Source organism: Rhizobium favelukesii (genome assembly GCF_000577275.2).
Lineage (GTDB): Bacteria > Pseudomonadota > Alphaproteobacteria > Rhizobiales > Rhizobiaceae > Rhizobium > Rhizobium favelukesii.
In genome coordinates, this window is sequence record NZ_HG916852.1 from 2,842,910 (window position 1) to 2,855,813 (window position 12,904).

14 protein-coding genes are annotated in these 12,904 nt (G+C 60.7%); 11 read left to right on the plus strand and 3 right to left on the minus strand.

Annotation, left to right across the window (positions count from 1 at the left end; translation table 11 throughout):
* The first annotated feature begins 2 nt into the window (after window positions 1-2).
* The 3 genes from LPU83_RS52645 to LPU83_RS52655 are packed head-to-tail and all read left to right on the plus strand — an operon-like array spanning window position 3 to window position 4,320.
* A complete protein-coding gene (locus LPU83_RS52645; protein WP_024313841.1) occupies window positions 3-2,339 on the plus strand; it encodes a marine proteobacterial sortase target protein in 2,337 nt (778 codons plus the stop codon).
* Window positions 2,336-3,118, plus strand: a complete 783-nt coding sequence (locus LPU83_RS52650) for a class GN sortase (RefSeq protein WP_024313842.1) — start codon at window positions 2,336-2,338, stop codon at window positions 3,116-3,118. The genes LPU83_RS52645 and LPU83_RS52650 overlap by 4 nt, the downstream gene beginning before the upstream one ends.
* A gap of 56 nt (window positions 3,119-3,174) precedes the next feature.
* Window positions 3,175-4,320, plus strand: a complete 1,146-nt coding sequence (locus LPU83_RS52655) for a PQQ-dependent sugar dehydrogenase (protein WP_024313843.1) — start codon at window positions 3,175-3,177, stop codon at window positions 4,318-4,320.
* A gap of 8 nt (window positions 4,321-4,328) precedes the next feature.
* Here the strand turns inward: LPU83_RS52655 and LPU83_RS52660 are convergent, their stop codons facing one another.
* Window positions 4,329-4,802, minus strand: a complete 474-nt coding sequence (locus LPU83_RS52660; protein WP_051166635.1) for a class I SAM-dependent methyltransferase — start codon at window positions 4,800-4,802, stop codon at window positions 4,329-4,331.
* A gap of 110 nt (window positions 4,803-4,912) precedes the next feature.
* Between LPU83_RS52660 and LPU83_RS52665 the strand changes: the two genes are divergently transcribed.
* The 3 genes from LPU83_RS52665 (at window position 4,913) to LPU83_RS52675 (ending at window position 7,063) form a co-directional block, all read left to right on the plus strand.
* On the plus strand, window positions 4,913-5,827 hold the full coding sequence (locus tag LPU83_RS52665; protein WP_024313845.1) for a DMT family transporter: 915 nt from the start codon (window positions 4,913-4,915) through the stop codon (window positions 5,825-5,827).
* Window positions 5,828-6,293: 466 nt separating this feature from the next.
* A complete protein-coding gene (locus LPU83_RS52670; RefSeq protein WP_007534130.1) occupies window positions 6,294-6,509 on the plus strand; it encodes a cold-shock protein in 216 nt (71 codons plus the stop codon).
* A 140-nt stretch (window positions 6,510-6,649) separates the two neighbouring features.
* Window positions 6,650-7,063, plus strand: a complete 414-nt coding sequence (locus LPU83_RS52675) for a BA14K family protein (RefSeq protein ID WP_024313846.1) — start codon at window positions 6,650-6,652, stop codon at window positions 7,061-7,063.
* A gap of 63 nt (window positions 7,064-7,126) precedes the next feature.
* On the opposite strand, the gene LPU83_RS52680 is transcribed toward LPU83_RS52675, so the two are convergent.
* Window positions 7,127-7,774 (minus strand): MBL fold metallo-hydrolase, encoded by a 648-nt coding sequence (locus LPU83_RS52680; protein WP_024313847.1) that lies wholly within the window; start codon window positions 7,772-7,774, stop codon window positions 7,127-7,129.
* Between the two features lie 193 nt (window positions 7,775-7,967).
* On the opposite strand from LPU83_RS52680, the gene LPU83_RS52685 reads away from it, so the two are divergent.
* Together LPU83_RS52685 and LPU83_RS52690 are read left to right on the plus strand one after the other, a co-directional pair.
* A complete protein-coding gene (locus tag LPU83_RS52685; protein WP_024313848.1) occupies window positions 7,968-8,576 on the plus strand; it encodes a DUF1236 domain-containing protein in 609 nt (202 codons plus the stop codon).
* Between the two features lie 238 nt (window positions 8,577-8,814).
* Complete coding sequence (locus tag LPU83_RS52690; RefSeq protein ID WP_024313849.1) at window positions 8,815-9,081, plus strand: hypothetical protein; 267 nt, start codon at window positions 8,815-8,817, stop codon at window positions 9,079-9,081.
* A 59-nt stretch (window positions 9,082-9,140) separates the two neighbouring features.
* Here the strand turns inward: LPU83_RS52690 and LPU83_RS52695 are convergent, their stop codons facing one another.
* A complete protein-coding gene (locus LPU83_RS52695) occupies window positions 9,141-10,034 on the minus strand; it encodes a branched-chain amino acid aminotransferase (RefSeq protein WP_024313850.1) in 894 nt (297 codons plus the stop codon).
* A 255-nt stretch (window positions 10,035-10,289) separates the two neighbouring features.
* On the opposite strand from LPU83_RS52695, the gene LPU83_RS52700 reads away from it, so the two are divergent.
* The 3 genes from LPU83_RS52700 to LPU83_RS52710 are packed head-to-tail and all read left to right on the plus strand — an operon-like array spanning window position 10,290 to window position 12,897.
* Complete coding sequence (locus LPU83_RS52700) at window positions 10,290-10,787, plus strand: MarR family winged helix-turn-helix transcriptional regulator (protein ID WP_024313851.1); 498 nt, start codon at window positions 10,290-10,292, stop codon at window positions 10,785-10,787.
* A complete protein-coding gene (locus tag LPU83_RS52705) occupies window positions 10,788-11,489 on the plus strand; it encodes a response regulator (RefSeq protein ID WP_024313852.1) in 702 nt (233 codons plus the stop codon).
* A 28-nt stretch (window positions 11,490-11,517) separates the two neighbouring features.
* Window positions 11,518-12,897, plus strand: coding sequence for an ATP-binding protein (locus LPU83_RS52710; RefSeq protein WP_037069911.1), 1,380 nt, complete (start codon window positions 11,518-11,520; stop codon window positions 12,895-12,897).
* Window positions 12,898-12,904 lie beyond the last annotated feature (7 nt).

The following is a 12,904-nucleotide window of genomic DNA, read 5'->3' on the forward strand; positions in this document are numbered from 1 at the left end:
CCATGTTTCTGGAAGACGAGTTCGTCATAAGGCGCGTTCGCGCCAGTCGCGTATCCATCTCATTGCTGGTTGCATTCGTGGCTTTCGCCGCGTCGATCCTTATGACGTTCGGGCTCGTCACGACGGTTTACGCCGAACAAAGCCAGCAGACGGTCGAGCAGTTCGCCGGCCTCGTGCGGCCGAACGACGTCAACAGCGGCTCCCTCCTCCTTCCCGCCAGGGAGCCCGGCTTCTTCGTCGAGGCACCGCGCCAAAAGACCGATGTGCAGATGGATGTCTCCGGCCCCATCGCGCGAGTCAAGGTCACACAGCGCTTCCAGAACCCAAGCAAGGGTTGGGTCGAGGGCACTTACGTCTTTCCGCTGCCTGAGAATTCCGCCGTCGACGTGCTGAAGATGCAGATCGGCGAGCGCTTCATCGAGGGCCAGATCAAGCCGCGTCGGGAAGCGCGCGAGATCTACGAACAGGCCAAGGCGGAAGGCAAGAAGGCAGCCCTTCTCGAGCAGCAGCGGCCCAACATCTTCACCAACCAGGTCGCCAACATCGGCCCCGGCGAAACGATTGTCGTGCAGATCGAATACCAGCAGGCGGTCCACCAATCCGGCGGCGAGTTCTCGCTGCGCTTCCCGATGGTCGTCGCCCCCCGCTACAATCCGGCGCCAATCGTCCAGACCGTGGAATTCAACAACGGCGCAGGCTTCGCAATTCCGAACGATCCGGTGGAAAATCGCGAGAAGATCGAGGCTCCGGTTCTCGATCCGCGCGACAACGCCAAGATCAACCCCGTTGCGCTCACCGTCAATCTGAAGGCCGGCTTCGTGCTCGGCGACGTGACATCCTCCTTCCACGACGTCGACATCCAGCAGGACGGCGACCAGAACCGGATGATCTCGTTGAAGGGCGAGAGCGTTGCGGCAGACAAGGACTTCGAACTCACCTGGAGGGCTGCGCCCGGCAAGACGCCAAGTGCCGGGCTTTTCCGTGAAGTCGTCAACGGCAAGGCCTACCTGCTCGCCTTCGTCACACCGCCGGCAACGCCCGATGCATCCTCGCCCGCAGCCAAGCGTGAGGTCGTCTTTGTCATCGACAATTCCGGCTCCATGTCCGGCCCGTCGATCGAGCAGGCCAAGGAAAGCTTGGCGCTTGCCATCTCGAAGCTCAATCTCGACGACCGCTTTAACGTCATCCGCTTCGACGACACGATGACCGACTACTTCAACGGCCTCGTTGCAGCCTCGCCCGACAATCGCGAGAAGGCCATTGCCTACGTTCGCGGATTGACCGCCGATGGCGGCACCGAAATGCTGCCCGCATTGCAGGATGGCCTGCGCAACCAGGGCCCCGTCGCCAACGGCGCGCTTCGCCAGGTCGTGTTCCTGACCGATGGCGCGATCGGCAATGAACAGCAGCTGTTTGCCGAGATCAGCCAGAACCGTGGCGAGGCTCGCGTCTTCACCGTCGGCATCGGTTCGGCGCCGAACGCCTATTTCATGACCAAGGCCGCCGAGATGGGCCGCGGTACGTTCACCCAGATCGGCTCCGCCGACCAGGTCGCTGGCCGCATGGGCGAGCTCTTCGCGAAGCTTCAGAACCCGGCAATGACCGACATCGCGGCAACCTTCCAAGGCGTCAAGGCAAAGGATATCACCCCGGCTCCGATGCCTGACCTCTACACCGGCGAGCCGGTCGTCCTGACCGCCGAACTGCCGGAAGAAAAACCCGCCGGCAAGCTCCAGATCATAGGCAAGACCGGCGTTCAACCCTGGCGCGTCGATATGGATATTGCCAAGGCTGCTGACGGCCAGGGAATTTCGAAGCTTTGGGCCCGTCGCAAGATCGACGACCTCGAAGCCCGCGCCTACGAGCGCGAGGACCGAACCTCCCTCGACAAGGACATCGAGACGGTGGCGCTCGCCCATCACCTCGTCTCGCGGGTGACCAGCCTCGTCGCAGTCGACGTCACGCCGTCGCGTCCCGCCGGTGAGCCGCTTGGCTCGGCAAAGCTGCCGCTCAACCTCCCTGACCGTTGGGATTTCGAGAAGGTCGGCGGCGAGGACGTCCGGCCCGCACCTGCCAGCGCGCCCGATCACGCGATAACAACGCCCCAGCAGGAATTTGCGCAGCTGGCAGCATCGCGTATGGCTGCTGCCCCGACGGCGAAAGCAGCCGGGCTGATTGCCCAGAAGTCCGCGTCGGTAAAGCTGCCGCAAACGGCAACGCGTGCTGACGAAAAGATTGTCCGCGGCATCGTCATGCTTCTCGCCGCACTGATGGCGGCAAGCGGGCTTGCCGTCTGGCGCCGGCGCGTGCGCGGCGTCTTTGCAGGAGCCAAGCCATGACGCCCGCCAGCGCAAGATCAGGAGTTCGAAACCAGGACGTGGACGAGTTCGGCCCGCTTCCGACCTACCTCGAGCTCGCCATGGCGACGGCTGCGGCGACCGCCTACGATGCAGCCACCGAGCGCGAGAACCGCTCGCTCCTGCCCAGTCTCTCCGTCGTCGAGAAGGCAATTGCCGTCAGCATCGCCCTCCTTGCTCTCTACGGAACGGCACTGGTCGCCGATGGACTCTACATCAAGGCCAAGGCGGAATTGTCACAGATCCTCCTGAAGCGAGCCTTTGCCGCCGAACTCCGCGGCGAAGACGCCAGGCCCTGGCCCTGGGCGGATTTCACGACCGAGGCGGAGGTGACTGCGCCGCGCCTCGGCAAGCATGCGATCGTCCTGTCCGGCGCCTCCGGCGAGGCTCTGGCCTTCGGCCCCGCCTGGCTCACCGATACGCCCCAACCCGGCGATGAAGGGACCTCCGTCATCGCGGCCCATCGCGACACGCATTTCCGCTGGCTGAAGGATGTCAAACCGGGCGACGAAATCGAGGTCACACGTCGCGACGGCAAGGTCTTGACCTTCAAGGCGGGCGAAGGCCGCATCGTGCCATGGGATCGAAGCGGGATCGATCCGGCAGCGCAAGGTCGCCATCTCGTGCTTGCGACCTGCTGGCCTTTCGGCGCGACGCAACGCGGCCCGCTGCGCTATATCGTCGAAGCGGAACTCGTCGATCCGCAACCGACCGGCGCGATACCATCGACAAACACAAAGCCGTTATCCCGAGCCGAATGAGGTTGAAGCAGGTGTCGGATGCTCCACGTTGATCAGGACAGGCAATGGGACGGACCATGACGATCTTTGCAAAGCTTCACGTCGGCTTCTTTCTAGCAGCCGCGGTCTTTCCCTCCCCGAGCTTGGCGGCCGATGCGGTCAAGACGAAGACCGTCGAGGTTCAGGTCGATACGATTGCGACCGGGCTTGAGCACCCCTGGGCCGTGGAGGTTCTTCCCGACGGCTCTTATCTCGTCACCGAACGACCGGGGCGGCTGCGCATAATCCGTGACGGCAAGCTCTCCGCTCCCATTGCCGGCGTACCCAAAGTCAGTGCCCGCGGTCAGGGCGGCCTGATGGATGTTGCGCTCGCACCCGATTTCGCAACGAGCCGCAAGATATTCCTCACCGCTGCCATAAGGGCCAAGGGCGGCTCCGGCACCGAGGCCTTCAGCGCCACGCTGTCAAAGGAAGGAACCAGGCTCGATGACGTCAACTCCATCTTTGCGATGAAGCGCTTCACCGGTGGCAATATCCAGTACGGTTCCCGCATCGCCTTCGCCAAGGACGGCTCGCTGTTCATCAGCATCGGGGACCGCGGCGACAGGGATCGCTCCCAGGACTGGAAGGACGACGCCGGCTCCATCATTCACATCAACGCTGACGGCAGCATTCCTGACGACAATCCTTTCAAGGACGGCGCCAAGGCGCTCCCGGAAATCTGGTCGAAAGGCCATCGCAATGCGCAAGGCATCGCCTTCGATGCCGCCGACGGCAAGCTCTATACGGTTGAGCACGGCGCCCGCGGCGGCGATGAGATCAACGACATCGAGCCCGGCAAGAACTACGGCTGGCCGATCATCACCTATGGCCGTGATTATTCCGGCGCCGAGATCGGCGAAGGCACGGCCAAGGAAGGACTTGAGCAACCTCTTTATTATTGGGACCCGTCCATAGCGCCGGGAGCGCTCGTCATTTACCGCGGCAAGATGTTCCCCGAATGGGATGGCAATTTTCTTGTCGCGGCGCTGAAGTTCCAACTGCTTTCGCGTTTGCAGCGCGACGATGGCGGAGCCTTCGTCGCCGAGGAGCGGCTATTCGATGGCTCCTATGGCCGCATGCGTGATGTGGTCGTCGCGCCCGACGGCGCCCTGCTGATCCTTACGGATGAAGACGATGGTGCATTGCTCAGGGTGTCGCGAGCACCGGCGGACAATGGCTGATGCGAAGCCTAGAGACCGGCGCCCAGTTCCTTTCGGATCATGAACTTTAGCCCCGACCACGTCTCGTCTATTGCGCAGACTTTTACGTCAACCAGCCCCAAAGGCAAAAAAATCGATCGCAGCACGTCTTCGGTGATTGTTGTCGGCATTCGCGCGGCTTTCTTGGGCCAGGAAATCCAGAGCATCCCGTCGGGCCTGAGAACGCCGGACAAAGACTGCGCCATATCTTCCAGACGTGGCAGGCGGGTTTCGAACACGTGCACATAGTCGAAGCGACGCTCGATCACTGCCGGGACGGCCGTGTCGACAGAGGAGAAATGGAAGCCTCTAAGCTCAGCAATGTCAGGCACGCCGACCAGCAGTGCCGCTCGCCCTTCCTTGAGGCCAAGCTTTCGCGTGAGTGAACTGCCGGAGTATCCAGCCGGCGCAAGCGGAGCCTTTTCCTCGCGTTCCAGGGGCAATGAACCCGCTTTCGTCGTCATCGGTTTTTGCTCTCATGGGCTGACGCCTCGCGACAGTCTTCACCCTTGCCCCAACGAAAGGCAACTGCTAACGCTCGACGACACCCCCCTCTCCCCGCATCGAGGACGAAATGACGCGCATTCAGGCGAACCTTCTTTTGTTGCTTGCAGCTGCCATCTGGGGTGGCGGCTTTGTCGCGCAGTCGACGGCAATGAAGGCGATCGGTCCGTTCTGGTTCATTGGCCTGCGCTTCATGATCGCTGCGCTGGCGGTTCTGCCGTTCATGCTTTTTGAGGCACGCAAGGGCCCGGTCAAGACCGCGCCTCGCCACCTCAAGCTCTACCTGCTGACCGGTCTTGCGCTGTTTGGCGGCGCCGCCACCCAGCAGATCGGCCTGCAGACGACGACGGTGACGAATTCCAGCTTCATCACCGGCCTCTACGTGGTGATCGTGCCATTGATCGCCGTGGTCTTCCTGCGCCGCTCTCCGCACTGGATCATCTGGCCCGGTGCGATCATGGCCGTATCCGGCATATACTTGCTGTCGGGCGGACAGCTGTCGGCACTGACGACCGGCGACCTGCTGACGGTCGTTTGTGCAATCTTCTGGGCCGGACAGATCACACTGGCTGGCACCACGGTATCTGAAACCGGCCGTCCGCTTGCCCTCTCGGCCGCTCAGTTTGCCGTTACCGGCGCCTGCGCGCTCGCCGTTGCGGTCGTCACGGAGCCGATCAGCTGGGCGGCGATATGGGCTGCGGCCCCGGAAATTCTCTATGTCGGGATCTTCTCCTCGGGTGTCGCCTTCTCGCTTCAGATCATTGGCCAGCGCTACACGACGCCATCGCAGGCAGCCATCTTCCTGTCCTCTGAAGCGCTCTTCGGCGCGTCGCTCGGCGCCCTGCTGCTTGGTGAAACCATGCCGCCGCTCGGCTACGCCGGCTGCGCACTGATGTTCACCGCCATGCTTCTGGTTGAAGTGGTGCCCGAAATAGCGCGCCGTCGCGCTTCGGGCAGACTGAAACCGAGCCCAAATTTGGGTTGAACGTTCGGAAAAGAAAAAAACTTTAGCTTTTACGCAGTCGCGTTAACGTTGCATTTTTGGCAAAATCTGCTCCCAAACTATATTGCCAACAATATAAAGCGTGCCTCCACGGCTGCTGACGAATGAAATTTTGCTCCGCGAGCGCAAAAATGCGGCCCGAAGGCAGCCGCCGGCACAAACGCGTTAAGAAACTTTTGCTTGCCAAAATTTAATAATCGCAGCACTCTCACCGTGTTCGGGCATTTTGCGAGCATGGGAAGTCCTTTAAGAATGTGCGCGCCGGAGACGCTAATATTCCGGTCAGCCAGTTCCGAGAAAGCGGGCGTCAGTCCCGTGGTGAGCTTGGTTGTGCTAGAGGGGACCTTTTTCTCACATTTCAATGATTGCCTGCCAACGTCTCCGCGAGGAGGCATTATCAGTGATGCTGCCCGTGTGGATGGCGGGCGGAGATAAAAGGACCTGACGCATGGCCGAGACTGGCACTGTAAAATTCTTCAACACCGACAAAGGCTTTGGCTTCATCAAACCGGACAAGGGCGGCGCCGACATCTTTGTACACATTTCTGCCGTTCAGGCTTCTGGCTTGGCCGGACTGACGGAGAATCAGAAGGTTAGCTTCGACACGGAGCCGGACCGCCGCGGCAAGGGCCCCAAGGCTGTCAACCTGCAGATCGCAGGCTGAGCCTCCAGCCAACGCTGTCAATTCGAGTTGAGCCCGGCAGCAATGCCGGGTTTTGTCATTCAGCCTGTATTCAGATCGCAGCCCTTACCTTGCCATCATCAAGGTGCAGAACCGGAATCGGTTAAAACAGGGAAAGACAAATGAACAGGCTTGCGAAGACCCTCCTTATGACGGCAACCGCTGCTGCCCTCACGGTATCATCGATCGGCGTTGCTTCGGCTGGTGATTGGCATCGTCATCACCACGGCGATGACGCGCTTGTTGGCGGCGCTGTCGGCCTTGCAACGGGTCTGATCGTCGGCTCTGCCATCGCCAGCGCGCCGCGTTATGATGAGCCGCGCTATATCGATCCGCCGGTCTATGAGCCGGAATACGAAGCAGTGCCGGTCTATCGCGCTCCCCCGCCCCGTTACTATCGTCCGGTCGCTGCCGACGTCGAGCCTTGGACTGCGCAGTGGGAACGCTACTGCTCCTACCGCTACCGGTCGTTCGATCCGCGCAGCGGCACGTTTATCGGCAATGACGGCCGGAGCCACTTCTGCAACGCCGGCTGATGTCTGAACGCATGATCAAACACCAAGCGCCGCCACTCAGCGGCGCTTTTGTTTTGTTGGTGCTCAGATCTGCTGCAGGAAGGGATTGCTGCGTCGCTCGTCACCGATCCGGCTGCCCGGCCCGTGCCCGCAAATAAAACCAACGTCATCGCCCAGCGTCAAAACCTTGTCGCGGATGGAGTCGAGCAGTTGCTGGTGATTGCCACCTGGCAGATCCGTCCGACCGATGGAACCGTTGAAGAGTACGTCGCCCAGATGGGCGAAGCTTTGCGCGCGATTGAAGTAGATGACATGGCCCGGCGCGTGGCCCGGTGTGTGATACACTTCGAACTCGTGCGTGCCGAAAGAAACCTTGTCGCCATCCTTCAGCCAGCGATCCGGAACGACGTTGTGCATGCCCGGTGGCAGGCCGTACTTCTGCGCCTGCGCCTCGATCCGCTGCAACAGCGGAAGATCGTCCTCGTGCGGGCCAACGATATCGATGCCCAAGGCTTGCCTGAGCTCCTTGGCACCACCGGCGTGGTCAAGATGGCCGTGCGTCAGCCAGATCGCCTTGATGTCAAGCGCGTTCGCCGTGATGGCCTCAATGATCGCCGGCACGTCACCACCGGGATCGACCACGACGCCTTCCTTGGTCTCCGGATCGAAGAGGATCGTGCAGTTCTGCTGAAAGGGTGTCACCGGAATAATGCCGGCCTGGAGCATGCCCATGAGTGCCTCGCTTGTCTCTGTCCCGTGTCGCTATAGTCCGAAACTGCGCCGCGCGCAGCCCGCGATTTTGTTCGGCCACCAGCCGCCCTGGAGTTTAACACATCGATACAATCGTTTACCGGCGAAGCCCACCGCAGGGGAACCTCGCCATCAGCCAAACGTTACTTGGCTGTATAAGACAAGGAGAAACGAGATGACCCTGAAGCGAAATCTGTTCCTGGCTGGCGCGATCGTCGTGGGAAGCGCCGGTCTTGCCCAGGCGGACATGGCTGCCACGGCCATCAACGATCTGAACGTTCGTGCCGGCCCTGGTCCGCAGTACCCATCCCTCGGCATAGCGACGCGCGGTTCCCAGGCGATTCTGGACGGCTGCATCCAGGGAAGCCGCTGGTGCCGGGTTGACGTCAACGGCGTCCGTGGCTGGGTCTATGCCGAGTATCTGCAAGTTCAACAGGGTGGCAGCAGCGTCATCGTCGAGCAGCACCAAGTCGATCTCGGCGTTCCTGTTGTGACCTACGAGACGACGGCAAGCGTCGCTCCCGACCCGGCTCCAGGCGACGAGTTGCTGGGACCGGTTGGTTCTGTCGAGGCCATCAGCCCGCCTGAGACGGTCACGACCTATGTTCAAACCAATCCGGCTCAGACCGTCCGCCTCCGCGGTGATGTCGTCGTCGGTGCAGCGCTGCCGGGCGATGTGACATTCCAGGAAATTCCGGACTATCAGTATCGATATGTCCGCATCAACGATCGGCCGGTCCTTGTGGATCCCGCTACCCGTCGCATTGTTTACGTCTACGACTGATTTTGACGCACGACATGGAAAAGGCGCCTTCGGGCGCCTTTTTTCCAAGGGACAGCGTGGAAAACTTTCACGCATGGGTTGCTCTCCATTCCACTCCATATTCAATCATGATAAAATACTGATATTCAGACGATATCCCTGCTCCCGGTCGGACGTCGGATCGCCTGTATGGCTGGCTATCCTTTCGGACCGCGCAGCCGGCAGTGGCGTTTTGAGGAAACGCAAAAGGAGGGAAATCGTGGAAGCCTTATTGCCCATCATCACACAAGTGATAGCAGGGGCCGTCGGCGGCAATGTCGCAAGCGGCGCACTGAAGCAGGTTGCAATCAATGCCGTTGCCCGGACGATCGCCGGCGCAATCGGTGGCATTGGTGGCGGCATGCTTCTCAGCATGGTCGGCGGCGAAGCCGCAATGAGCGGTCTGATTGCCGACGGAATCGGCGGCCTGATCGGCGGCGGCATCCTGTCGACGATCGTCGGCGCAGTAGCCGCTCGCGCAAGGTAGACAGCGCATCGAAAAACGGCCGAGCTCGCGAGGAACTCGGCCGCTCCTGCTCTTAACGATCACTCGGCCGCTGCAGCGGCCGCCGGGCATACCTCTTTTATGTAGTCGTTCATCAAAGTTTCGCTGATCGTTGCCGGCGTGAATTTATGCGGGCCGATTTCCGAGACCGGCGTCACCTCTGCCGCAGAGCCCGTCAGGAAGCACTCGCTGAAATCCGCAAGCTCCTCCGGCATGATGGCGCGCTCGATCACCTCGATACCGCGACGCTTCGCGAGCTCGATCACTGTCTGTCGGGTGATGCCGTTCAGGAAGCAATCGGGCGTCGGCGTATGGATAACGCCATCCTTGACGAAGAAAATATTTGCACCCGTCGCTTCCGCCACCTGGCCTCGATAGTCGAGCATCATGGCATCGGCATACCCCTTGGCTTCGGCCGCATGCTTTGAAATGGTGCAGATCATGTAGAGCCCGGCAGCCTTCGAGGCGCACGGCGCCGTCTTCGGATCGGGCCGGCGATATTCGGCAATGTCGAGCCGGATGCCCTTCAGCTTCTCTGCCGGATTGAAGTAGCTCCCCCATTGCCAAATGGCGATCGCGACGTTGATGCGGTTCGATTGAGCGGACACGCCCATCATCTCGCTACCGCGCCAAGCGATCGGCCGGACATAGGCATCGGAGAAGCCCTGGCGCTTCAGGAGCTCGATCGTCGCCGCATCCAGTTCAGCAACCGAATAAGGCACCTTGAAGCCGAGGATCTGCGCGGACGTGTGCAGGCGCTGGTTATGTTCCGTGAGCTTAAAAACCCTACCGCCGTAGGCGCGCTCCCCCTCGAATACCGCGCTTGCGTAGTGGAGACCATGGGTCAGCACGTGGATCTTTGCGTCTTTCCAGGGCACGAACGCACCGTTGAACCAGATTTCGCCATCCAATTGATCAAAGGGAACTGAAGCCATTTCTCACTCCTCCGGCGCCCGCACGCCATTGCTGTTGATTGTTGTCCCCAATACGTTTTATCCACTCACGCAGGGGAAAATTACGCATTGTAGTGAAGTTTGCGAAGTCAGGCCAAATTTCCAGTGGAAATGGCGTCCTCTTCCGGCTTCGCAACGCTTGGGGAAGCTAGCAACGGCGCAGAGATACGTCAACAATGCTGACATATTTTAACGAGCGCTTCCCGCACGGTGCGCAACAAGAAAGGAAATGCCAAGTTGGCACGCCAGACGAGCCCGAAGGCGGGCAAGCCCGAACCGCTGAAGATGCCGATGGAAAACACGCAAAGCATCGATTTCGAGATCATCGAGCTTCTGTTTTTCTCCTATCGTGACTTCGTTTCCGATCCCGACGCCATTCTTGCGGAGATCGGTTTCGGGCGGGCGCACCACCGTGTCGTTCACTTTGTTAACCGCAACCCCGGTATGACGGTTGCCGATCTGCTGGATACATTGAAGATTACCAAGCAGAGTCTCGCAAGAGTGCTCAAACAACTCATCGATTCGGGGTATATTCGCCAGATTGCAGGGCCTGAAGACAGGCGGCAGCGCAAGCTCTATCCTACCAAGCTGGGGCGCGAGCTGGCCCTTGCTCTGGCAGAGCCGCAATCGCGCCGTATTGAGAGAGCATTCGACGGAGCTTCTCCTGAGGTACGGGAAGGCATAAAGGCCTTCCTGAGGGGTATGCGGAACAGACAAAACGCGAAAGCAGACTGAATGGCGACAAAGACAGTGATTTCGGACGACGCTGCGCACTTGCTTGTTGTGGACGACGACACGCGTATCCGTGCCCTGCTGAACCGCTATTTGACCGAGAACGGGTTCCGGGTGACGGTGGCCGCGGACGGCGCGGAAGCGCAGCGCAAGCTTGCCGGACTGGACTTCGACCTCATCATCATGGACGTCATGATGCCAGGCGATTCCGGGATCGACGTGACCAGGGATCTGCGCACGATCAAGAACGTGCCGATCATCATGCTGACGGCACTGGCAGAGTCGGGCAGTCGCATCGCCGGACTGGAGGCCGGCGCCGACGATTATCTGGCCAAGCCCTTCGACCCGCGCGAACTCGTGCTGCGCGTCAACAACATCCTGCGCCGCAATGTCTCCAACGATGCGCCGAAGATCGAACAGGTGATGTTCGGACCATATACCTTCTCCCTGACGCGCAAGGAGCTGAAGAAGGCCTCCGAAGTGGTCCGGTTGACGGATCGCGAGCAGGAAATCATGCTGCTGTTTGCCAAGCGCGCCGGCGATACCATTCCGCGGCACGAGCTCATCGGCAACGATGTCGATGTCGGCGAGCGCACCATCGATGTGCAGATCAACCGCCTGCGACGCAAGATCGAGGACGATCCCGCAAATCCGGTCTGGCTGCAGACGGTTCGTGGTATAGGATACCGGTTGAGCATCGATTGACAGTCGCAACCCCAGGACCAGCGACCAAATGGTGACATTCGACTCCCTTCGGCGCGAGGACCGCCCGCCCGCCCGCGGCTGGCGGTCGATGATCCGCAGATTACGGCTCTACCTGCCGACCGGCCTTTACGTCCGCTCGCTTCTCATCATCATCATCCCGATGTTGCTGCTCCAGTCCGTCGTCGCGGCCTTGTTCATGGAACGCCACTGGCAGATGGTGACGCAGCGCCTCTCTGCTGCGGTCACACGCGACATCGCAGCGGTCATCCAGATCATCGAGACCTATCCACAGGATACTGATTACAGCGAGGTCACGCGCATAGCACGCGACCAGCTGGGCCTGCAGATCTCGATCGAACCGGACGGCGACCTGCCGCCGCCACGCACCAAGCCGTTTTTCTCAATCCTTGATGGCATCCTGAGCGACGAGATCAGCGACCAGGTCAAACGCCCGTTCTGGATCGACACGCTGGGCGATTCCAACCTCGTCGAGATCCGCATCAAGCTCGAAGACAAGATCCTTCGCGTGCTGGCAAGACGCAACTCCACCTACGCCTCCAACACCCACATCTTCATCGTCTGGATGGTCGGCGCTTCGCTGGTGCTGATCGGCATATCGATCCTCTTCCTGCGGGGACAGATCCGGCCGATCCTTGCGCTCGCAAACGCAGCAGAAAGCTTCGGCAAGGGCCAGAAGGCTGACAACTTCCACCCGCGCGGTGCAGACGAGGTTCGCCGCGCAGGCCTCGCCTTCATTCTGATGCGCGAGCGCATCGAGCGGCAGATGGAGCAGCGCACGGCGATGCTGACCGGTGTGAGCCACGATCTGCGCACGATTCTGACCCGCTTCAAGCTGCAACTGGCGCTGGCCGGCGACAATCCCGACCTGCACGGCCTGAACGACGACATCAATGACATGCAATCGATGCTCGAGGCTTACATGGCCTTCGCGCGAAGCGAGGTCGAAGAAGACGTCGGCGAAATGAAGCTCAGCGACCTCTTTGCAAAGCTTGAGACCGATTTCGAACTTCACGAGGGCAAGACACTCAAATACTCCATAGAAGGCGATGACGGCATTGCGGTGCGTCCAAACGCCTTCGCGCGCCTTGTGACGAACCTCGCCTCGAATGCTCGCCGCTACGCCACCACCCTCGACGTCAACGCCAAACACAGTGCCAAGTGGCTGACGATCACCTTTGACGACGATGGTCCAGGCATTCCCGAGAAGAACCGCGAGGATGTCTTCAAGCCATTCTTCCGGCTCGATGAAGCGCGCAATCTCGACGCCTCGGGCACGGGCCTCGGTCTTGCCATTGCCCGCGACATCGCCCGAAGCCACGGCGGCAACGTGACGCTCGGCGACAGCCCTCTGGGCGGTCTGCGGGCGACCGTGCGCCTACCGGCGTGAAAAAACA